This window comes from Novipirellula caenicola (assembly GCF_039545035.1).
GTDB lineage: Bacteria > Planctomycetota > Planctomycetia > Pirellulales > Pirellulaceae > Novipirellula > Novipirellula caenicola.
Map to the genome: position 1 here is coordinate 114667 of NZ_BAABRO010000012.1, position 23856 is coordinate 138522.

The window sequence follows — 23856 nt, forward strand, 5'->3', positions numbered from 1 at the left end:
TTAGAGACCGCCTCACACACGTTGTGAAGAATTTTCAGCCGGCACATGTCCGCATTTCCGTTCGCTAGCAACGCTCGCCACAGAGTCGATCGCGGACTTGCAGTGCGGACCGCCACCTGCTGGCGAAGGGAACGATCCGAGAAAAATCTTCACCGCGTTGCCCCCCTCACGCTACCTTGCTGCCGGACGGTGTAGCCATGACCGACGACTCAACCCCCGAACCGCAAAATCCCGAACCGCAAAATCTGGATTCCCAATCATCGGACGCCGCCGCTTCGACCACGGCGAATCGATGTCCACAGTGCGCTGCCGATTTGCCAGCCGACGCGCCGGCCGGACTGTGTCCGCGCTGTCTGCTTAAACTCGGGTTCGATAGCCAACGCGAGGCCTCATCGGCAACCGATCCCTACCGGGCTCCCTTTGTCGCTCCGCTGCCAGAACATCTGGCACCCCATTTTCCACAACTCGAAATCATCGAGCAAATCGGCCATGGTGGCATGGGCGTCGTCTATCGTGCCAAGCAGTTGAATCTGGATCGTCTAGTCGCCTTAAAAATCCTGCGTCCCGACGTCGACACCGATCCCACATTTGCCGAACGATTTGAACGCGAAGCCAAACTGCTCGGCCGGCTGAATCATCCGCATATTGTCGGTATCCACGATTACGGCAAAGCTGGTTCGTTGTTTTACTTGATCATGGAGTATGTCGATGGTCAGAACCTACGCCAGATCGAACACGCTGGCCAGCTTACTGCGGCTGAATCACTGGCAATCGTTCCGCAAATCTGCGAGGCACTGCAGTACGCTCATGGTCAGGGTGTCGTGCATCGCGATATCAAGCCGGAAAACATATTGATCAATAAGTCGGGACACGTGAAAATTGCTGATTTTGGAATCGCCAAACTGACCGAACTCGACGACGAATGGGGATTGACCGGACAGTGGCAGGTCATGGGCACGCCGCACTACATGGCGCCCGAACAGATCGAACATCCATCGGAAGTCGATCATCGCGCGGACATCTATTCGCTTGGCGTGGTGCTCTATGAAATGTTGACAGGCGAATTGCCGCTAGGCCGATTCGGCGTCCCGTCGATGCGTGCTAAGGTTGATGTGCGATTGGACGAAGTGGTGCTAAGGTCGTTAGAAAAAGAGCCACAGCGACGCTACCAACACGTGACGGATGTGCAAACCGATTTGGAACACGTCCGAGATACTCCTACCGACGAATCCCGAAGAACCTCTGCCATCCATTCGCTGCATCGGCGGCTCGCCGCGATCAAGCAACAATGGTTTGGGGGTGATACGAGCGCAACGACTTGGCCCGCGCGAGGATTAGTCGCCGCAGGCGGATTGGAACTCGCGTTCGCCGCATTGATGCTGTTGATCGCCCCACTGCAAGGCCGTGAGTCCGTAAACTTTTTAGGGATTGCGTTCACCAGCCTGTGCTTCGGTCTGATCACAGCGGTAACTGGATTGTTGCTCCAGAAACGAGAGTATCCGCTGGGCACAATGATCGGTTTGGGGATCACGTTGATTCCATGTTCGTTCGGTTGGGTATTGCGAGGTCCATTGGCGCTGTGGGCGTTCTGGACGATCCGCAATCCAGAAACGAGAGCGGCATTCCGCTCACCGGCTTGGAATCAATCACAGAGCTATCGAATATTGTCCGGAGTGGCGGTCGATGCCGCCGACACTGCCCGGTCGACGGCATCGACCGCCCGGCAAATGACCATGCGAGGTGCGGTGCTGGCGAGCGGCGTGGCCGGTTTGAGAAGTGTTCAAGCAATCGTAAGCGGGCTTTTGCTCGCTACGACCTGGACGCTGCTTTGCATCGCCGTCGCGGCGCTGTTGCAAATCGGATGGAGCGAGGTTTTCCTGCCACAGCGATGGCAATTGACAGATCGCACGGCTCAGCGAATCGAAAATCGCCTGGGACTATCGCAATTCTCGATCACCGGCACGGGGACCAGTTGGCAACCCTCACTGCCCGAACAACAGCCGTTGGTGCTAAAGCATGTTCAATTTGCAATCGCCCCTGAACGAAATCGACTGGACCGCTTGTCGATCGACTTGGACCATGAGGTCCCTCTTTGCTCCGATCCTTCCTCTTCCACACGCGTTCCATTCACTCAAGATCGCTTGGATGCTTGGCTATCGGCCGTCCAGCCGTTGGAAATGCCACCGTCGGATAAAAACGCAACCACTCTGCAAACACACCAGCAGAGTCGCGACAATCTGTTTCAACTAGTTCAACAGTTACACCAGCAAGCACAAGCATCCGAATCAACAGATATCCCGATCACTCACTGGTTTGAAACTCCCCGTGTTGGATCGTCCTCGATCATCAGCCTTCTGGATCGTTCACTGTTCAAACCGACGAAGTCCGAACCGCAAAGCAAGCGACGGATCGACAGCGAGGGCACGCTGCTAAGCGGTACCCTTTCGGTCATGGTTTGGCTGTTCGGTTTGGTGATAGTCGTCGTACGGTCGGTGCAACCGTGGACGAATCGGCAAGACGCGACGACCGACCGATACTCCATCGCACAGCTCTTACTAGGCGTCACTGCATTCGCCGCCTTGTTGATGGCATCAGTCAGCTACTTAGCCAGCGAGCTGTACCGGCAAGGCTACCTCGAATCGTACGCTTGGTTAGGCAATCAGCAATCGCTGTCGTTGCGATTTGTTTTGTTGTGGGCATTGGTATTGACCGCGATCGTGTGCGTATCGGCAGCTTTGACTCTGCGACGGCCGAGGCTTGCGCGGGCGACGCGGTGGACGCTGCTACCGATCTTTCTAAGCGTTTCCGTGGGGCTGACCGCCCTGCTTGCCGCGCAGTATCCATGGTGGCACGACTGGCCGATGTTATTGCCGTTGTGGCTAGCTGTATTGGCGGCCGTGGTCGCCGTCGTCCAGAATCGACGTCCCCGACAACTCTGAAAAAACGTCGACACAATTTCTCTCGCGCGACGAGATGTACGATAGGATGGTTCAATTCTCGACAACGTCTTCCGGAGTAAGCACATTGAGTTTCCGCAGCATGTTGATTCTTGTCGCCTTGATGGTATTTGCAGCCAAGGGCGTCGCAGACGACCATCGACCTCGATTGTTCATTCTGACGGACATCGGCGGTGATCCCGATGACCAACAATCGCTCGTTCGTCTGATGGTGTATTCCAACGAGTTCCGTATCGAAGGGCTCGTCGCCACCGCGTCGGGAACTCCGGGCGAACTGGAGGTCGCGACGACAAGGCCCGACTTGATTCGCGAAATCGTCTCCGCCTATGGAACAGTGCGTGGCAACCTTGTTCGTCATGCCGACGGATGGCCAGAAGTGGATTCGCTGATGAAGGTCATCGTGTCAGGAAATCCACAACGCGGTCGTGGGAACATTGGTGATGGATGCGACACCGAAGGCTCAAAGTTGTTGATCCAACGAGTTGACGAGGGCTCGGCCGTCTCACCGCTTAACATCGCGATCTGGGGCGGCCAGACGGATCTTGCTCAGGCTCTGTGGCGAGTACGAAACGACCGCGGCGCAGACGGGCTGGCTGAATTCGTCAAACGGTTCCGCGTTTATGACATTGCCGATCAGGACGGCATCGCGAATTGGATTCAATCCGAGTTTGGGGGCATGTACTACATTCTTAGCAAAGCCAAGGCCGGAACCGACAAACGCAATGCGTCATTTCGTGGCATGTATTTGACGGGCGACGCGTCGTTGACTTCGTCCGATTGGATCGAGGCGAATGTGCGATCCAAAGGACCGCTCGGTCAGCTTTATCCAACGAAAACATGGACTTCGCCCAACCCTCACGGCTGTATGAAAGAAGGCGATACGCCATCGTGGTTCTTCTTTCTTCCTCAAGGAGGCAATGATCCCGCCGATCCGAGCAAACCCGGATGGGGCGGCCAGTTCTATCGATCCGATGACGGGTGGTATCGCGACGATCAGATAAAGACAGACCCTCGTAAGTCCGTCAGTCGATGGCGGCCCGATTTTCAGAGAGACTTCGCACTCCGCATGACATGGTGTACCAATCAATGAACCCAATCGTTTTTATTTGTGCTGCGTTGCTGCGTCCGATTTTTCAAACCGAGGCGTACGACTCACTGTAGGCGGTTTCCGGGATGCGGAACGTTCGTCGGTAAACATTGGGCAGGTCGAGACGATGTGGTGGTAACGAGGCAGCATGCAGGGAGTGACAATGGTAGGGTGAGCAGCGACACAGCACTTCATCGGGGTGCCGCCCGCCTTCGCCATCGCACTGGCTTGGTACACCACCGAACCGGTCGTCACCTTTGCGAGACCACTAGAGGTAAAAGGCTGCGAGTAAATCGATCGGTCAGTGGATCGAAGTTCTTTTAACCGACAGTACGCCGTTTCAAGGCGTTTCACTTCCAGCCATAAACATGCTCGGTTCTTCCTTCCCACTATTGGCAAAAAGATGGTTGGCAAAAAGATGAAGAAACCGGAGACACTCCGCGGTACCCCATCTTTTTGCCCTACATCTTTTTGCCAAGATCAGCATCCGAAATTGCTCGCAGTGATACGTAACAGCAGCTAGCTCGAATTGGTAGTCCACCTTGACCACCAATCACCGGTCGACCGGCGCGCAGGAACATGGGGAGGGCAGGAAAATACGAAAGCAGTATCTCACTGCGGTATCCCATTTTTCTGCCCCTTACATTTTCCTGCCCATCCAGTGACCAACGTTGCCTTCGATGACATCACGCCGCTGCTCACTCGACTCGCCCATCCAACATCTCGGCTCGGCCCCGCTCCGGTCATTGGCAAAAAGATGGTTGGCAAAAACATCAATAAATCGGAAACACGCTGCAGTGACCCATCTTTTTGCCCGGCATCTTTTTGCCAAGATCAGCGACCAACATTGCCCGCAGTGAAACGTAACAGCAGCTAGCTCGAATTGGTAGTCCACCTTGACCACCAAGCGCCGGTCGACCGGCGGGCAGGAACATGAGGAGGGCAGGAAAATAAGAAAGCAGAATCACACTGCGGCATCCCATCTTTTTGCCAAGATCAGCATCCGACATTGCCCACAGTGATACGATGCGGCCGCTCGCTCCAATCAGAAGTCCGCACGATTATTAAGCGCCGGCCGACCGGCGGGCAGGAACATGGGGAGGGCAGGAAAATACGAAAGCAGTATCACACTGCGGCATCCCATTTTTCTGCCCAGTACATTTTCCTGCCCCATCCAGTGACCAATGTTACCCTCGGTGACATTACGCCGCTGCTCCATCGACTCGCCCATCCAACATCTCGGCTTGGCCCCGTTCCGATCATTGGCAAAAAGATGGTTGGCAAAAAGATGAAGAAACGGGAAACACTCCGCGGTACCCCATCTTTTTGCCCTACATCTTTTTGCCAAGATCAGCATCCGACATTGCCCACAGTGATACGAAGCAGCCGCTAGCTCGAATTAGTAGTCCGACTTGACCACCAATCACCGGTCGACCGGCGGGCAGGAACATGAGGAGGGCAGGAAAATAAGAAAGCAGAATCACACTGCGGCATCCCATTTTTCTGCCCCCTACATTTTCCTGCCCATCCAGTGACCAATGTTGCCCTCGGTGACATCACGCCGCTGCTCCATCGACTCGCCCATCCAACATCTCGGCTCGGCCCCGCTCCGGTAAATGGCAAAAATATGGATGGCAAAAACATCAATAAATCGGAAACACGCTGCAGTGTCCCATCTTTTTGCCCTACATCTTTTTGCCAAGATCAGCGACCAACATTGCCCGCAGTGATACGAAGCAGCCGCTCAATCAAAGCAGAAATCCAACACAACTATCGAACGCCCTGTGATGGATGCTACCGCTTTCCATGCGCTTTGAGCTTGCCAAACTTGGATCGGATCGTTGCGAGAACAATTGATGCGATGGGGCTCACTCACTTGAACCCGCAGTCGGTGCAATCAAGATCGCGCAACCGCTTCCGGAACTCATCGTGGCTGTCAGCGAACTACTCGATGTGACCTGACGTGATTCGATCGTGACGAGATTTTTGTCGTCGGGATGCTCGGCATAGATTGTCGCCGTGAACTCGCCTGGGCCGAGGAAGTCCAGCGGAATGTCGAGGCTGCGAGCTTCATTGACAATCGTTCCCACAAACCAGCGGTCGCCTTTCCGTCGGGCCACCGTCATGTAGCTGCCGATCGATCCGTTGACCACCTTGGAATCATCCCAAGTCGTCGGCATCTCCTTCCAAAACTCCAGCTCAGGAAACGATTTGCCGGCATACCGATCCGCCTGGTCGTACCAATGCAGATACTGCAGCGGACTGTAGAACACGACTCCCAACGCCAGCTGAAACGATCGGCTGACGACTCGTCCATTCAGGTAGCAAGGCGTGAAATCACCCGCTCCCGCGATCATCCGTGCAAAGGAAGTGGTCAGGACATTCTTCGGTGGGTTCCCTCGGTTCGCCGGTTCTTCGTTGCCCAGAATGCCTTCGACCGTTAACACATTGGGGTAGGATCGTTCGATCCCAGTAAGCCGAAAATTGTCGTGGATATCAACCACCAATTTGTATTTCGCCGCGGTCTTGATCGCAGCGAACAAAAACTCCATGTCGGATTGGCTCTTCCAGTCGACGAAACCGAACTTCACTCCACGAATGCCCCATTGATGGTACGTGCGAAACGTCTTGTCCAGGTCGTATCGCGACATCGCAATCTTGTTGATGTAGCAGATCAACCCGATTCCATGTTCGTCCGCGTAGCGAATCGTCTCTTTCCTGTCGATCGAGTCGATGACGGTCAACGGGTTCGAATCGGCGGCCCGTTCCGGTCCATACCAGCCCGCGTCATAATGCACGTATTGGTAGTTGTTGGCGGCGGCGTAGTCGATGATCGCCTTGGCGGCGTCTGTCGACAGATTGCTTCGCCAAACCTTGCCCGGCGTGATCCAAGCGGTATCGTCGAGCACACAGGGTGGCGAAAGATTTTGCAGCAGGTAGTGATGTTCGACGAGTGTACCAGGGTGCTCGGCAACCATGATCACTCGCCATGGAGTCGTTAGAGAATCGGCGGCCGTCACCGTTCCGCTACGGAACCGCGTTTCCAACTGCAGATTGCCGGATCGATTCAGCATCATCGGCGCGTAATGTTCGAGATCCCCTGCTTCAGCGATCGCCACAAAATGCGATCCGGTTTCCAGCAGTAGCGGCCGGATGGCCTGGTCCGGCATCTCGGAGAGCCGCACCTTGGAATACTCTGCTTGCGGATAGTCGTCCCAGTAGACGAAGTGATCGTCAGTGAATTGGAATTGACTGTCTTCCGAAACGAGCTTGATGTTTGCGACGCCTTTCTGCGGTGGAATCGTGTAGCGAAAGGCCACTCCTTCGTCGTACGCCCGAAACGTGAGGTCGAGGCGTCGCTTCGCTTCCGATGCTTCCCGCAGCTGGACAATGCATTCGTTGTACGCATCCGGGTACGAACTCTTCGATCCGACCACGGGAACCCAGCTGCCCGACTGTGAATCGGTCCGTGTCCTCTCGACCACGAAGCGGTCACTCCACGGGTCGCCCTCGATATTCAACGAGAGTGAGGAATCCGAAAGGATCGTCTTGCCTTGGTAGGAGACACGGTAGTGTGGCACTCCATCCCGCAGTGAAAACTGAATCACATGGTTTCCCGATGGCGAGGAGACGGTCGCCTCTTCAGCCGACAAACCGCGATCAGGCAACGCGAGCATCAACAAGCAAACAGTCAAGAAGGAGGAGGGCTTTCGTATCGATGTCACTGTTGGTAATTCCAGTTGTTCGGGGGCGGTTTTCTAAATTTGATCAGACGGTTCATTCCGTGCATCAATTATGCACCAAAACCCGAGTCCTTGTAGAACGCTTCCCCACTTGGTTGCAGAACTTGTCGAGAGCCGTAGCGGAACTCGTCAAGAGTTTCGAGGCGATCATCATCATCCGATCCGCCCCCCGAAAGTCTTGACGGCTTGTTGATTTAGTGAAGGTTTCTGCGGCCAGGGGTGTAGGATGGACTTCCTAGTCCGCCAATGGTGGATTCGACGGACTAGGAAGTCCATCGTACGACGAAAACAACAAGCCGCCCGCGACTTCCGCTACGACGATGCCTCGGATACGTAGCGTTCATTGCGTTTTTTCGCCGATTTACATCTGCCTTCGCCAACTGCCTCTTCTGTAGAAATTCACTTAAGGAAAGATAGCGATTTGATTGCTAAACAAGCATTTCTGCGGTCATTCATCGTTTTGGCTTCCGCCGAACGCAAAATTATATTTACACGTTTCCATTGACCGAACGGCCATTACCTGTACCATACAGGCATGCGACTTGGGATCGAGGAAGCTGGATCTCATGCCTCAAGCGAATTTGACCAGGCTCATACACTCCGACCTCGGACAACCGGTTCGCATCACGTCCTGTGAAAGACGCTGAACAATCTCACGAACGATCTCGCAAAGGATTAAACACGATGAATAAGAACACCTTTCCACATCTACTTTCGCAGCTCACGGCAAGCACGATAAAGTTCGGTCTTTTGATCCTTCTCGTGCTGACCGCCGCCCCCGCCCGCGGTCAAACGCAAGTCGACCCTGAAACCGCTCTGCGAATGCTGAATTCACAGCAGCACCAATTCGAGAAGGGAGTGATCAAGGTCGCCGACAACGTTTTCACCGCGGTGGGTTTCCATGGCGCCAACACCTCAATGATCGTCGGCACCGACGGGGTCATTATCATCGATACGCTTTTTGGGCCGGCGAGTGCAACGAAAGCAGCGGAGGCGTTCCGGCAATACAGCGACAAACCGGTCAAGGCGATCATCTATACTCACAGCCATGGTGATCACATCGGTGGAGCCAGTGCTTTTATCCGCGACGAGCAGCCCGACATCTATGCAACGGAACGTTTCGGATCAGCCGAAGGCGTCAACAAGGCGGTCGACCCGGTCAAAGCCAAGCGAAACGTGCGTCAGTTCGGTCGAAAATTGTCAGCGGCCGAAAGTACAAATCGAGGCGTCGCACCGGCGGGGACCGAAGACGGCGACCGCGGCGAAGGGTTTCTGTCACCGACCGTCACCGTCCCCAGCAGTGGACTGAAAACAACGATTGCGGGTGTCGAAATTGAACTCCACTTTGCACCGGGGGAAACCGATGATGCTCTGTTCATCTGGCTGCCCAAAGAGAAGGTCTTGTTCGCAGGCGACAATTTTTACAGTTCCTTTCCCAATCTGTATGCAATTCGCGGCACCGCCTATCGCGATGTACTGAATTGGTCCCAAAGTGTTGGAAAGATGGCTGAGTTCCAACCGCATGCGGTGGTTCCTGGCCATACAATGCCAATCCAAGGCCAGGAAGCAGCTACGACGGCACTGAAGGACTACAGCGAAGCGATTCGCAGCGTGTACGACCAAACGGTGCGAGGTATCAACGCGGGCAAGGGGCCCGATCAACTCGCACACGAAGTCGAGCTTCCGGAGCATCTCAAGGACAAACCGTATCTGATCCAGTTCTATGGTTCGGTGCCTCATGCTGTCCGCGCCATCTATACAGGGCTGCTGGGTTGGTACGATGGCAATCCAACAACGCTGAATCCGCTTGAGCCTAAAATCAAAGCCCAAAAGATGGCCGAGTTGGCTGGCGGAACCCAACCGCTGACCGAGCAGATGCAATCCGCCTTGGCCGATCACGACTATCAATGGGCATTGGAATTGAGCGACCACGTCAAATGGTTGGACGACGCCGACCGACAACTCGCTCGCAAAGTGAAGATTGCGGCACTGCGAGGGCTGGCAGCACGAGAATACAACGCGCCCAATCGCAACTACTACCTCAGCTACGCGAACGAACTTGAATCAGGTCAACTCAGCGAAATCTGGTTCTAGTTAATTCTCACGGCAACCTGTACCACGAAATCGAGGAAACGATGTCTAACGGCAACACCATCGCAGTCGCGGCAGCCAGCGGTCAGCTTGGCGCCGCCATTGTTCAAGCCACCGTCGACATCGTCGGCGCCGAGAACGTTGTGGGTCTGGCGCGAACTCCGGCGAATACCGCATCGCTTGGTGTGGAAGTTCGGCCCGGAGACTATGCCAAGCGTGATCCACTGACAAAGTCGCTCGAGGGCGTCGACACGCTATTGCTAGTTTCTGGCATGGACACGCCAGACAAGCGGATCGACCAACATCGCAATGTCATCGAAGCCGCCAAGACCGCTGGCGTCAGCAAGATTGTCTACACCAGTATCCAGGGGGCGGAAGCGGGCACGTCATTCTCGCCGATCGTGCAGAGCAATCGGCAAACTGAACAGGACGTTCGCAACAGCGGGCTGCAATGGGTGATTGGACGCAACGGAATCTACATCGAACCGGATGTCGAGTACATCGATACCTACAAAAAACGAGGTGAGATTGCCAATTGTGCGGGCGACGCCAAGTGCGGGTACACAACCCGACCCGAGCTAGCCTACGCCTACGCGAGGATGTTGACCGAGTCAAAGCACGACGGCCAGACTTACAATCTGCACGGCACATCGATCACGCAGCCGCAATTGGCCGACTATCTAAATCTCGCATTCGGCACGCATTTGACCTACCGATCGATGTCGGTCGCCGAGTATCGCGAGGAGCGCATCGCCGACCTGGGCGAGTTTCTGGGGACGATCATCGCTGGCATCTACGAAGGCATCCGCGATGGTGCCGCGGACAACGAAAGCCACTTCGCCCAAGCCGCCGGCCGCCCTCATCAAAGTTGGGAAGCGTACTTCAGCCAACTGGCTCACGACAACCATTGATCGAGATCGCGATGAACAACACCACAAGCAGCCAGGAACCACGCTCTCCAGAGCGCAAATTCGGCAAGCAAACGTTCGGCAATGACTTCGACATTTCAAAATGTTTCCCGAATGACACAAACCCTCCGTTGGCGTTTGGGTCGTTCCGCAAGAGCTTTACCGCAATGCGCGTAGCTCGCCCGTCAGCAGTTAAGGTAGTGAACGAAGCGACGAGTCCCTGCTCGGGGGTAGTGGACGAGGCGACGAGTCCCTGCGACTGAGTGACACGACGGGACTCGTTGCCTCGTCCACTACAGAGAAATCCTTCACCCGCGTGACTCGTCGGACAATCACAAAGCCAACGAAACACGCAACATTTAATCTTTCTGTCGCATCCATCTTTCTGTCCGTCATCCACTCTCCTCGGAGGCTTGCGAACAGGCAGCGGAGACTGACTTTTTTGTATCCAGAACTTGATCTAGTCGTTGGCGGCGCGAGTTCCCAATGCGCCCCAGGCTCCGAAGCGGCTGGGACTGCCCGGGGCGAGGTCACCTTCCATTCCTAGCCGAATGGTCCCACCCCAAAGGTCTCCGCAATCGATCGCGTCGGAAATGAACTTGGTTGAGCCGTCGGCGAGCAAAACGTAAACACCACCTTTGTGATAGCTGTCGGCGGGTACGATATCGAGTTCAGACGCCATCGCACTCACGGTCATTGTCATGTTCGATTGACCACTCGCGTGCCAGACATCGCCGACGAGGACATCGTTGACCACGATTGTCTGCTCGCCGTTTTCGACTCGCAGACGCCTCCCTTCGGACGCAGTTTTTAGCGGTTTGAGCGTGACAGACCATGCCCCATCCTGAGCCGCATCGGTCGTTTCTGTCTGGTCAGCAAATGTGACGGTCACCCTGTCACCTGCGTCCGCCCAACCCCAGATTTGAATCGGCTGCTCTCGTTGCAGAACCATATGGTCGGCAAAAATGATCGCCAGCCGCATCTCGGCCGACGCGTTGCGCTCGCCAACCGCGATGATGAAAACAGCAAGCATCAGAGCGAAGCTGTATTTCATTTTGGAAAACCTATGTTCGACTTTCGCAGGTTTCAGGCGACGTTCGTAGGCTACTGTAAAACAATGGTCCCCATTGTTCTGTCCGCAACGAAGCTCTCGTTCCCAGACTCCTGCCAGGGAACGCACTACACCTGAGGCTCCGCCTCTTCCATCATGTTTTCTCAGTCGGATCCTGCAAGACAGTGGGTTGCCAGGCGAGAATCAGGGAAACAGAAAACAATAGGGACGGAAGCATGAGGCATCATGGTCCCCGCCCTCAGATCGTGATCCTCGGCGGGCTGCAACCCCGCCTTGCGTGGGCCTTCGCAAGCACTCACATTGCAGAATCCAAGGCAACTTTAAGCCGTTTTCAGACAAAGCCGAGCATTCTAATGCCGTCTAGGAGACGAATTACAGGATTCGTCCGCCATCCGCCAGTTGTGGACTGACGGAGTTTTTTGAAACCGCGTGGCGGACTCTTTCTTTCGCCCTCGTGACCGCTGGAGGCGGCCGTCACTGGAAGGATTTAGAACCGCAGTAACGCGGAATACGTAAAGCCATCACCGCTGAATGGTGCTGCCGCTGGAATCGAGGTCGCAAAGTAGCCTGCCTGCATCTCGACTCGATCACTATATTTCCAAGAGCCGCCTACTTGGTAGCCCCACCCCCAGCCTTCCTCGAGCACATCAATCGCTTCCCCTTGTGCGTCGAGCGACAATCGTTGAGTCAGCGGAATCGAGTGTTCGGTGATCAACCGAATCAAATCAAAACTGTCGGGGCTGAAGTAGGTCGCCGTCTGATCAGCAAAACTCAAATCCTCGTACTTGACCCGCAGGTACCAATCTCGACAAAGATTTGGTCGGTACGAAAGTTGGGCCATTCCGAAACGCCGCTCGTTGCCGTCATAGTAATCGGAGTAGCTGAAGGATCCTTGGGTTGACCAATGCTTATTGAAATCGATGTCATAGCCGGTGGCGTAGTTATCCATCCGGATGTTGAATTGAGGAATGCTGATGTCGGTCAGGTAGGCGGATTCGCCCCACGCGGCTGACGCGTACAAGTCGATCGCAGCGACGGGAGTGTACTTCATCGCCAGTGATCCTGCTTGGTCAGAATCGCGGTGTGAGTAATCGAAGTTCAGGAAACGGGCGTTGAGCTGCAGATGGCGGTTAAGGTGATATTCCCACTCCACTGCCACATCGGTTCGCTGTAGATCGATGACTCCTTGCTCATAATCCCAGAGGTGGACGCTTGTCGTCAGGTATCCGCGGTCTGAAAGAGCCATTCTCAGTCCACCACCGAAGACCGATCGGCGAAAACCAAAGTTGTCTAGGAATTGATAACCGTCGGTGGTCGCGACATAAGCTTGCGTCGTGGCAATCTCTTCCAAACCTTGTCGCCCAGCACGTCCTGCCGGGTCGGCAACGGCCGCACGATGATACATGCCGGCTGCACCGCTGAGATTCCAATCCCAGCGATAGAGGTCCCCTAAAAGACTCAGTGCTTCGGAGTTATCCGGTTGTTCGGATACCAAACGCTCGACACGGCAGATGGGACGATCGCTGAGTCCACGCCAACCTTCCACTTCGGCAATGCCCAAGCGTGCGTTGAAATTGACGGGGTCGCGACAGAGTACCTGATCGTAAATGGCGAGAGCTGGAGCAAAGCTGCCGGCTTGCGCATAGGCTCGGCCGAGGTTGACCAACATCCACAAGTCGTCGGGATCGCGACGCAGGACACTCTTGAACCGTTGGATCGCTTCGCACGTTTTACCGGTTCGCAATGCAGCCAACGCCATCAATTTATTCGTATCCAGATTGTCCGGCTGAATCCTCAACGCCACGCATAGGCGATGATACGCTTGCTCGGGTTGGCCAAGTTTTTCAAGTAGCACATAACCGATCGTCTGGTTCAACGTGTGGCTGTTCGGTTCAATTTCCAAAGCCGTATAAAGACGTTCAATCGCTCTATGGAAGCACGAAAGGCAACGCGAAGCATCACCTTCGGCGATCAATCGCCCCGCTTCTAGCAACAATTCGAGGGCTTCGGCGGTTTGGACATCGGAATTGGGGGGCAGCATATCATCGATTGCCGCGTCGCGTGCCTCGGCGAGATCACTCCGTAGTTCCTGCGCTCGTTTATTTTCGGGGTATTGAGACAAGACCTCATCCAGCACGGCTTGGGATGCATCCCATCGTTTCGCACCTAGTAGTGCCGCCGCAAAATTTAGTTGAATCGTCGAGTCTTCGGGAATCTGATCGGCAAGTTGTCGATAGAGTTGGACTGCGTCTTCGAACCGTCCCATTTCCAATCGCGCTCTAGCGAGCAGCAAACGTGTTTCTTCGTCCTGAGGTGACACGGCATGGGCTCGCTCTAACAGCGGCAATGCATCCTGTGGCTGTTGTAGTTTGTCGAGAAACAGAAATCCGAGTGTCCGATTTACGGGAACGAGCTCGGGAGCCAATTCCGCAGCCCGGCTTAGTCGATTGGCAACTCCGCGATAGTCTTCCGCCAATCCCGACTGTTCAGCATCTGCGTACATGGGAGCGATGCTTTGGTAGATTTCGATCGCGTCGGCGGTCGTGCTAAGCCCAAGTGCGTCTTGCTGCGCTGGTGGCATCGAGCGGATTGTCTGCAACGCATCGTCCAATCGCCCGGCCAAAACCTGAGCTCGTCCCAGCGTTGCCGCGATTGCATCGTCCCCTGGCGCAATGGCTTTGGCGCTCGAGGCTGCCTGCAGTGCTTCGACAGGTTCGCGGGCTTGGATTGCCGCTTCGGCCCAATCCAGCAGCAATGCAACGTCGCGTGGATTTTCGGCCGCTGCCTTGCGGGCTGCCTGGAGATCCGGTTGAGTGGTCTGCGCGACGAGTGTTGTCGCAAATCCAATTGCGACGAGATGCGCGGCGAAGTGACGCAAGATAAAGCGAATCATTGTGAGCTTCTCAGCAACTTGTCCTCTCGGGTGAAGCCATTGCTTCAGCTGCCCCCCCGACGATTCCGAGTCATCCATTGCTCGGACATCAGTATTGGTTATCGTCGCCGCGGTCGATGCTCCTTATCTAGCTAGCCAGCTCCGGAAGATCCCTGACAGACGACCGAAGCATTACAGCACCAACATCCGATGAAATCGGATCTATCGATCTGCTCATTAGAATCGCGCTGCCTCCCCCCCCCAAGGAAAACGGTTGATAAAGTTGGCCGTTTTGAATGACGCTGAGAAGCTCTTCTTGTTCTTGCGTCTTCACCTGAAGGTGGTGATTCGCACTTAGGCGGCAACTAACAACGCTAACCCACGCTTTGGCGAGCGCCGCTACAGATTGTGAATGCCGCTCTGAATCAGCACTCTCCAAGGCTAATCGGGGATGGACAAGTTGAGAGGGGTTACCAGGGAACCCCCGACGGCAAGTCGAGCGATTTCTGTACGAGAGTAACGGCACCAATCGAGAGACCCGTCAGAAGGGCCAGGAAAGGGAGGTAGAGGAAAGGCCTCATCAGCCAATGATTCCACCGTACCCGGCTAAGAAATGGAGCGAGCAGGATCGCCACGGCGAAGGAGAAGAGAACAATGTTCAGCGTGGCGATACACATCACCGCCAGTACCACGCCCAGGCTCAATTCAAGCAGCAGCGCAACGTCGTCTTCTTTCAGCCGGAATCGACTCCGATTCGAGGCGGCGGGGGCCGCTGTTTTTTTTCCTGCCGTGCGATCGCCGGTGGCGGTAAACGTCGCGGTTCGGAACAGTAGATAGCCGATGATTGCTACCGAGGACATCACCAATAGTGACATATACGGTGCCGCCGCCAACCAAATGGTGCGTACTCCTCGAACCGGATGCTGTGCCATCAGCCAAAATCCGCCTAGCGTCGGCGCCAACGTGCAGAACCCTGTGATGACGAAATAGTCCAGTGCAAGCCCAAGATCGAAAAACCGCTCGGACAATAAAAATATCGGGAAAAGCACTTCGGTCTCGCCGACGCTGATTGCAAACAGGTTGTGAACACCGAAAAGAAATGGCATGACCACACTGTACAAGACAATGAAGCTGAGGAAGAACAGGGGCATCAACAGACCGCCGCATGTCAATAGCGTGTCCACCTTCTCGAACCAAGGGACATTCGAACTCTTTAAATAGGGCCAAAGATCGTAGTGGATATATTGGCAAATTCCTTGGACATAGCGTCGCTGCTGTTTTCGAAACGCGGTGTAGGTCTCGGGAAACTCTTCAAAACTTTTGACCTGTGGAACAAATCGGCCGCGATATCCCAGTCGCCTGGCACGATGACTGAGTCCAAGATCCTCCGAAATCAGCGGAGGAAAACCGCCGATTTCCTTCCAGACGTCGTAACGAATGATCCCCCCATGCCCGAGGAAGATGACGGATCCGTATCGGTTCCGCGCCGGTGCAAAGACCTTCCACATGCTTTTAATTTGGAGCCCCAGGTCGCGAGAATAGGACGAACTAGGGTTAGGGTCCGGTTCGAAACCGCCTTGCACAAAACCGACACGCGGGTCATTCGCGAAATACGGCAGCAGTTCGGCAATGAAATAGGGCGGAAAGATACTGTCGGCGTCCGCGAGGGCAAAGTAATCGTAGCCGTGGACATGATTTTCTAATGCGTTGTTGACGTTCCCCGCTTTATAACCCACTCGATCCGTCCGCCGCACCACGGTCACATCGTCGGGATATCGCTGAGCAAATTCGTCCACCACCTGCTTTGCGTCTTCGTTCTTGCTATCGTCAAGGATGAACGTATGACAATTCTCATACCTTTGATTGATGCACGACAGGACCGCTTTCTCCTGAAAATCGTGCATCGTTGTGTAGAGGATCGCCACTCGCGGGCCCGCAAGAACGCGTGGTGTAATATTGACCTTGGATCTCGATAGCGAACTAAAGACCGCTTGTGCAGCAAAGAACCCTCCGTAGAGCCAGAATATGTGCGTCTGCAGGATGAACAAACCGATTGCAAATTTACCAGCGATACCGCTAGCCTCGTCAAACAGGCTGATCATCCGTGGAGTAAATGCGATAGCGCAAAGTGCGTACAGAATGAGCACTACCAGGATCATCGTTGGGCGTTTGCGTTCGAGTCCAGGCACATCCGGCGATCCTAGCGACTCCGGCGGTGTTGTCGTCTGGTCTTGTTGATACTCACGGGGCGAGCGAGCAAGGACATCAATCGTGTTTACGTTTCTGATGATGTTTTCCATTAATTCAACCGATTCCTGTAGGTTGACCTAGGGTGTGTTACCGGCATTGATTTGCACCGGTCCGCTGAAACTAGAGCGAGGCTGATCCGCTAACGCGAGATCGAGAGGCCACGTAATGGATCTTTCAAGGCAGCCTGCAGAAGCCGGGTCTCTTCCGCTCGTGGCATGATTCCTTGCGGGCTTCGGTATGGCGATCGCAAGGGGCCGAGCGAATGAACCGAGCGGCAAAGGTACCGGCCCAAAACTTCCTGTATCCATAGTGCGTTGGTGGGATCGTCGTAGCCGCGGTTGTCAGACTGCTCCGCTGCATCTGCCCATCGATCGCTCTGAAGTCGTGATCCGTTGATTGGATCGCAGCCAGCGATCGCATACGGATGCTGTCCAGAGAGAGTCGCTAACTGGTCTGGCTCGAGAAAAGTCGCGGTGGACGATTCGTACCAGCGGTTATGGATATAGTGCAGGTCGGTTTGGGAGTCGTAAAACGCTCCTTTGAATCGGAACGGAAGTTCCACGTCCGCATCGGGGCCGGCGATTACATTTCCAAAACAATCGGTTTGCGGCGAGCTAACGATTTGGCCCTCCGTATCGGTAATTTCGCTGACATTGCCAATCGCATCCTGCCAACAGTAATGCCAAGTGGCGTCGCGTCGCATGGCTACCAGTTCGCGGTCGCTTGGTTCCGCAGTATGCAAGCGAGGAGCCCAAACATACAGCCGAGGGTCGTTCCCGCCGTTGTTTTCAGAGTAGACAATGCGGTCGCCATCCCAGAAAAAGTGGGTGACTTGGCTGCCGATAGTTCTCGAAGCCAACCTTCCTAGCGGATCGTATTGATACGAGACAACCACTTGGTTCGGCAGCCTCACTCGCACAAGGCGACCGAGCGAGTCGTGCTCATAGGCCGTTTTCTTATCGGCTTGCAGCACTGCATTCAGATTTCCATCAAGGTCGTAAAACCGCGTGCTATCCCCTGTGCTGGAATACTGGTTTAGTACATTGGCTTTCACTGGTTTGGTGCTCAGAGCCGTACGATTGTTGACTGCGTCATAGGCAATGGACAGCCGGTCCTCATCGCCATTTTTCACCGTGACTAACCGGCCCGCCGAATCATAGGCGAACGACTTTGATTGGCCGCCTCGAATGGCAACCTTGGTGATGCGGCTAAGATTGTCGTACTCATAATCTCGTGCGGCCAGAGTTTGTTTTGACGGCGATTCACTTACCACCGACTTGACTTGACCGAGACGGTCGTATTCAAACTGATGAAGCACACCGTTGGCAGTGCGACGGCTTTTCAGGCCAACCTCGTCGTAGACATACTCGGCCAATTGCATCTCATCCGCTAGGGCCAATGTGCGCAAACGTCCTGCAGGATCATACGAGTAAACAAGTTGTCCCCCAGGACTAGCCAACGACTCTTTGCGGCCCAGTCGATCATAGGTGTAAACCAGTGACTTGCCATTGGGATACTTGCATGCAGTCAAGCGGCCCGATTCGTCGTATTCGAAGCTTAGCGTTCCCCACCCGTTTGTAGCCTGAGTCAAATTCCCAACCGCATCGTACTGATAAACGACCTTGGGTTGCCGATTGATTTGCATCGACTGCAGCAATCCGCGTTTATCAAACCAATACTGGACCTTCTGGCCACTTCGCAATTCACGCTGTATGGAAGTGCCATCATCCTCTTTGAAATAGCGGCGAACCTCTGTTAAACCGTCTGGATATTGGATGTGAGTCAATTGACCATCCTCGAGGTAACGTAGCGTAGTACTTATGCCGTTGGCATCTGTAACGATGGTCGCCGACTGCTCCGGTACCTTTTTCCACGTCATCTCTGCGCCACCTGGAAACGTCAACTGCGTTTGCGAATCTTCGGGAACGGATTTCCAAACCGTGTTGTCCAGACCGGTCAGTTTACAAAGCGTGAATTGGTCGTCGTACTCGAATTGGACTGCGTGGCTATCAGCTCCGATACCGCGTGAAAGTACACGGCCATCCGATGCAATTTTCTCACTCAGAATCTCGCCGGCCGAACCCTTGATGGTTCTCGCCCCCGCCCCAATCGCATTTATCGAATAGTCGAGCTCGAGGACTTCGCTCTCGCCTTTAATACTTCGAACGAGACCGTCGTCATAGTAGGCGAGCTCCCTTTGGATCGTATCATTCCGCGTAATATTCGAGAGCCGTTGTTGGTCGTCGTAAACGTAGGCGATTTCCTCGCCCGCAGGACGAGTAACTAGGACAAGGTTTTGGTTTTGATCGTATTGAAATTGGACCGTCCGTCCTGCCGAATCGGACACGGACTCGACAAGTTCGTCTGCATAATTGAACTGTAGGAACTGCCCCGATAGATCGGAAACCTTTACCAGTCGATCCTCTTCGTACTGCAGCGACACACGGTGTCCTTGGCCATCGTCGACCTCTAATGGCGTCAGCGATGCATCAAATCGCCAGATGAGGTGATCGTCGGTGATCAGTTGGAAGGAACCATCGGGATCACGCACCACCTTGTGGGCCAAACCGGTAACTTCGCGGTAGACGCCTGTTTCCGTTTTGACGAAGTGAGGCCCATGTGGTCCCACACCCAGCAGTTCGATCGAGCCGTCGGTATGCTCGACCAACCGCAAACCATACGCATGGGTCCAGCCGCGACCGAATTCAGAAATGTCTGGCTCGGCAAACGCGCTATAGCGATATTGTCTTGCAACCTGCAGGTCTAAATCCCAGTACGGCAGCGAAAGGTCGATGAACTCCGCTAGAACCGGCAACTCTCTCGCCCGAGCGATCAAACTGACCTGCACCTTGTTTTTTGTGATCTCGACGGCCGGACTCGGTTCAGGCGTTGCTTCTTCGAGCGACTCTCCGTCCGCCGCCGCAGTTTCGTTCGATGCTGCCACAGATTCGTCAAGCTCGAGTGACTCCACATCGGTTTCGCTCGCGTCTACCGAAGCAACTAAATCAGACACGCTTGCGATCAAACGATCTGCCAGCAAAACAGTCGACGCATTCGAGGTTACCGTGGTCTTCGTATCAGCGGGCGAAGAATCATCTTCGGTCGCCTGATCTTCGCGCGCCTCATCCACGGGCGATTCTGCCTCTAGCGATGCCAAACTCTTTTGCAACTGCACCTCGATCACGTAGTCATTGGCAGGCAACAGTCCCGCCGTGTTCCAGTGGTAATACAACGATCGTCCATGGGATGCGTGATACAGTTTGCATTCGCCAGAGTCGTAGCCAGCCGCCTGGGAAGTGATCCTGACACTTCCCTCGTTGACATTCAGTGGCAGAAAAGTGTCCGCTACGACGATCGACGATACTCCTCCAATGACCACCGGCATTTGATTGTCTGCGTTGACGTTGATCTCAACCGTAGACAAACCTTGGGCTCGCTTTTGAATCGCTTCAAAGTCCCCACGATCGAGTTTGCTGTTCTGAGAAACGTCGGCACAATCCGGGTTAGGGACTCGGAAATACTGCGATGTCAGTGAGCGATCGAGGCTTCGTGCATCCCAGATATCGACGCTCCCATTACCATCGACGTCTCCCGGTAAATTGGTCCCCGCGATCCGCATGGTCGTGGGTAATTCACATCCGATTCCTGCTAAAAGACACAGAAACAGTCCTAAAAGATGGCCATGGCGGCGCAACTGGAAGCAGTGGAACATAGTTGCAAGTCACGTTGAGAAACAAAGTTACAGATGTACTAGTCGCACGGGTTGTGCGGCTTGGTGGGGCCGGATGCAAACGTTGTGCCATATACGCACATGCCCAAACGCATCGAACGACCAGCGAGCTTTGCGGGATGCCCCCTTTTTGGACGGTGTCCAATTTAGGCGAGTTGCAGACGCCCCAAAGTGAGCGCAAGGTTGAGCCGAACTACATTCGAAAGCCGACTGATGCAATCAAGCAATAAATGAAAGTCGTGAGATTCTGCGGCGTTCATAGACTGGTGGCGTGCGTGATGATTCTAGTGCCATCTGCCTGCACGCTCTTCGAGCAGGTTTAGGGAACCGATGGTGCAGAAACAGACAGTGATGACATGTAGAATGTTGAAGCACCGATGCAACTACTAGCCAAGCATCAGCTAGTCAGCGGTTCATGATTGCGATACCGTGACGAGAGACATTTGTTGGTGCCGCACGTTGTCGGCCGCCATTAGCCTCTTTTAACGTATGAGATACGAGACATGAGCCCAACGCAGATCACTTACGGATTGATCACCCCGGTTCTCATCAGTTGCTGGTTTTGCGCGGTCCCCATAGCAGCATTGCACGCCGAGGAAAGCGGCTGGCATTTGGTGTGGTCAGATGAGTTTGACGGCGAGCGATTGGACTATTCGAAATGGGGTGTCGAAGTCAACGCATTTGGCGGCGGAAACGAAGAGTTGCAACTCTACACCGACCGGCCCGAAAACGTTCGCGTTGTCGATGGAAATTTGATCATCGAAGCACGTGCGGATCGACCGAACATCTCTGGAACAACTCGCGACTATTCGTCAGGCAAAGTGCGAACGAAGCATCGCGGCGATTGGACGTACGGCAGATTTGAAGTACGAGCTCAAATGCCAGCGGGGCAAGGAATCTGGCCCGCCATTTGGATGTTGCCTAGCGAAGAAAGCTACGGTGCCTGGGCAGCAAGTGGAGAGATTGATATCGCCGAGTACAAGGGACAAGAACCCAGTCGCGTTCACGGGACGTTGCATTTTGGCGACCAGTGGCCAAAGAACGCGTCGCATACAAAGCACTATGAATTACCCATAGGAACCTTCGCGGACCGATTTCATGTCTTTACGCTCGAATGGGAACCCGACCAGATTCGTTGGTATATCGATGGGGATCTCTACCAATCGCAAGATCATTGGCATTCCGCCGGGCAGCCCTTTCCCGCTCCTTTTAATAAACCCTTTCACTTGCTTCTTAACTTGGCAGTCGGAGGGCGGTTTGTAGGGGCACCGGATAGCAATACGACCTTTCCACTGCAACTGAGGGTCGATTATGTGCGAGTCTACCAGAAGTCTTGATTCAAAACGGTAAACCGGTCGTCGTATGGCGAGCCGACAAAGCGATCTGTAAATACGCCAGCCCGGTGGCGGTCAATGGCGAGGCATACTTCTTAAGCAAGGCAAACGTGCTGCACTGTCTGAATATCGAAAGCGGCGAAGTTGCTTACCGCCAGCGACTCGATGGTGACTGCGGGCCAACGCCGATCGTCGCCAACGGCAAGCTCAATTTTTTTTTGCAAGAACGGCCAGTGTCATGTGGTCGCTGCGGGCCGCAAGTTTAAACAATTGTCGAGCAATCAACTTTGGACCCCAGACGCCCCGCCCACTCCACAGTCGCATGCCGAGTTTTCAGGCGACGCCACTTCCTCTCATGGACATGGTAACGAGCATGGTGGTAAGCCGGGCAGCAGCATGGCAGACGACTCAAAGCAGGTGATTTGAATGGCGATGGCGTGCTCGAAAGCGACGAAGTCCTTGAGATGTTCTGAGCCATGATTGCTCGCATCGACACCAATGGCGACAGAAAACTGGATGAGCAAGAGATTGACTCGATGGCCAAAAGTTTTACGGAGCGACGCAAGGATTCTGCGGCCTCGTCGCGTGACCCGATCGTTTACGGTGTCGCTGCATTGGTCGGACGAATCATCGTCCGCACCGGCACGCGACTGTACGCGATCGCCGACTGACTCTGCTGAGCATCATTCATTTGATCGATTCGACTTTAGCTGCAACATCACGCTGCGGCAGCTCCTGTGGTGGTTTGTGCAGGCACACCCCATTTTTTGAGTGGCAATGCCTATTCCCTATTAAAATCGATCAAGAGAATTAAGAAACGGTAGCGACCCATTAAGTGACGGCACTCGCATGCATCGGAGTCTGAAATGTGACGTGTGACGTGCCGTTGGATTGAGCCAAAAGTTGAAGGGCGACTCGTCACCACAAGATCAGAGGCCGATACACTGACCGAGAGTGTGTCGCCCTCCGCGCTTTGTTCGAGCAACACCTCACATTGAGACGGGGCGGACGCAGGTTGGGAAAATGCGATGTATTGACTTCGGCCATTCCCCAAGTCGCGTGTCATCGGTTTCCCATCCAACAAAATGCTCTGGTCCTCGGGGCTCTCTTTCGCTAACCTCCCCGACGAAGTAGGGAGGCAAGGTTCGCTTCCGATGGGCGTATTAGATTGGTGTGGGATGCGAAACTGGAGCGTTAAAACGGCGATGAAGTGTTGGGTGCCGTGAGGGCTATTGAGCTTCATTGTGATGGTTTCGGGGTGTCGCTCTACAACCAACCCCAGCCCGGAAATTGCTTCCGAATTGGCCCCTCCGGTTGCCGAAACAGCGAAATCGAAACCAATCACGTTTGTCGACCTTCCTGAACTTCAATCTGGAACGGGGGCAATGGATGTGGGTGAAGCACCCGAGTTCTCGATGACGGACTCAGGATTGAAGTATCGGATCCTGCGAAAGTCCGACGGCAAGAAGCCGAAAGCCGACAGCACCGTAACGGTCCACTATCGCGGCTGGCTCAATAGTGGAAAAGTGTTCGACAGCTCCTACGAACGAGGCGAAACGACAACGTTTCCATTGCAGAACGTTATCGCTGGCTGGACCGAAGGATTGCAACTCGTCGGTGAGGGAGGGATGATCGAATTGGCGATGCCATCACGGCTCGGCTACGGCGAACGCGGTTCCCCAGGCTCCATTCCTGCTCACTCAAGCCTTCACTTCATCGTCGAACTCGTGAATGTCGATTAGTGCGCCATGCTAGACAATCGATTGCGTCGATCCGCGTGAACGTCTACTGAACGTCCCCCAACTGACGGCC

The 23856-nt window shown here is 54.5% G+C and carries 13 protein-coding genes; 8 read left to right on the forward strand and 5 right to left on the reverse strand.

Translation table 11 applies throughout. The features are described from left to right. Nucleotides 1-197 precede the first annotated feature (197 nt). Nucleotides 198-2939 (forward strand): serine/threonine-protein kinase, encoded by a 2742-nt coding sequence (locus ABEA92_RS20860; protein WP_345685818.1) that lies wholly within the window; start codon nucleotides 198-200, stop codon nucleotides 2937-2939. A 100-nt stretch (nucleotides 2940-3039) separates the two neighbouring features. Then, nucleotides 3040-4047 carry a DUF1593 domain-containing protein gene (locus tag ABEA92_RS20865; protein WP_345685820.1) on the forward strand — a complete coding sequence of 336 codons (1008 nt, stop codon included), beginning with the start codon at nucleotides 3040-3042 and terminating at the stop codon, nucleotides 4045-4047. Between the two features lie 1865 nt (nucleotides 4048-5912). Here the strand turns inward: ABEA92_RS20865 and ABEA92_RS20870 are convergent. Next, the gene (locus tag ABEA92_RS20870; protein WP_345686109.1) at nucleotides 5913-7721 is read right to left on the reverse strand and encodes a glycoside hydrolase family 97 protein; all 1809 of its coding nucleotides are present in this window, start codon (nucleotides 7719-7721) and stop codon (nucleotides 5913-5915) included. A 750-nt stretch (nucleotides 7722-8471) separates the two neighbouring features. On the opposite strand from ABEA92_RS20870, the gene ABEA92_RS20875 reads away from it, so the two are divergent. Together ABEA92_RS20875 and ABEA92_RS20880 are read left to right on the forward strand one after the other, a co-directional pair. Beyond that, the gene (locus ABEA92_RS20875; RefSeq protein ID WP_425572473.1) at nucleotides 8472-9881 is read left to right on the forward strand and encodes an alkyl sulfatase dimerization domain-containing protein; all 1410 of its coding nucleotides are present in this window, start codon (nucleotides 8472-8474) and stop codon (nucleotides 9879-9881) included. A 41-nt stretch (nucleotides 9882-9922) separates the two neighbouring features. After that, nucleotides 9923-10789, forward strand: a complete 867-nt coding sequence (locus ABEA92_RS20880; protein WP_345685822.1) for an SDR family oxidoreductase — start codon at nucleotides 9923-9925, stop codon at nucleotides 10787-10789. A gap of 457 nt (nucleotides 10790-11246) precedes the next feature. Here the strand turns inward: ABEA92_RS20880 and ABEA92_RS20885 are convergent, their stop codons facing one another. The 4 genes from ABEA92_RS20885 to ABEA92_RS20900 all read right to left on the reverse strand — a co-directional run bounded on the left by ABEA92_RS20885 (nucleotide 11247) and on the right by ABEA92_RS20900 (nucleotide 20692). After that, entirely contained in the window at nucleotides 11247-11840 is a 594-nt protein-coding gene (locus ABEA92_RS20885; protein WP_345685824.1) for an H-X9-DG-CTERM domain-containing protein, read from the reverse strand. A gap of 505 nt (nucleotides 11841-12345) precedes the next feature. After that, nucleotides 12346-14751 carry a tetratricopeptide repeat protein gene (locus ABEA92_RS20890; RefSeq protein ID WP_345685826.1) on the reverse strand — a complete coding sequence of 802 codons (2406 nt, stop codon included), beginning with the start codon at nucleotides 14749-14751 and terminating at the stop codon, nucleotides 12346-12348. Nucleotides 14752-15200: 449 nt separating this feature from the next. Then, a complete protein-coding gene (locus ABEA92_RS20895) occupies nucleotides 15201-17030 on the reverse strand; it encodes a glycosyltransferase family 2 protein (protein ID WP_345685828.1) in 1830 nt (609 codons plus the stop codon). Between the two features lie 89 nt (nucleotides 17031-17119). Beyond that, nucleotides 17120-20692, reverse strand: coding sequence for an RHS repeat domain-containing protein (locus tag ABEA92_RS20900; protein ID WP_345685830.1), 3573 nt, complete (start codon nucleotides 20690-20692; stop codon nucleotides 17120-17122). 521 nt (nucleotides 20693-21213) lie between these two features. Here ABEA92_RS20900 and ABEA92_RS20905 point away from each other — a divergent pair. The 4 genes from ABEA92_RS20905 (at nucleotide 21214) to ABEA92_RS20920 (ending at nucleotide 23786) form a co-directional block, all read left to right on the forward strand. After that, entirely contained in the window at nucleotides 21214-22047 is an 834-nt protein-coding gene (locus ABEA92_RS20905) for a glycoside hydrolase family 16 protein (RefSeq protein ID WP_345685832.1), read from the forward strand. Beyond that, nucleotides 22044-22310: a PQQ-binding-like beta-propeller repeat protein gene (locus ABEA92_RS20910; RefSeq protein ID WP_345685834.1), complete on the forward strand. Its 267-nt coding sequence runs from the start codon at nucleotides 22044-22046 to the stop codon at nucleotides 22308-22310. Before ABEA92_RS20905 ends, ABEA92_RS20910 begins: the two co-directional genes overlap by 4 nt. Before the next feature lie 210 nt (nucleotides 22311-22520). Further along, the gene (locus ABEA92_RS20915; protein WP_345685836.1) at nucleotides 22521-22715 is read left to right on the forward strand and encodes a hypothetical protein; all 195 of its coding nucleotides are present in this window, start codon (nucleotides 22521-22523) and stop codon (nucleotides 22713-22715) included. Between the two features lie 576 nt (nucleotides 22716-23291). Further along, nucleotides 23292-23786, forward strand: coding sequence for an FKBP-type peptidyl-prolyl cis-trans isomerase (locus ABEA92_RS20920; protein WP_345685838.1), 495 nt, complete (start codon nucleotides 23292-23294; stop codon nucleotides 23784-23786). Nucleotides 23787-23856 lie beyond the last annotated feature (70 nt).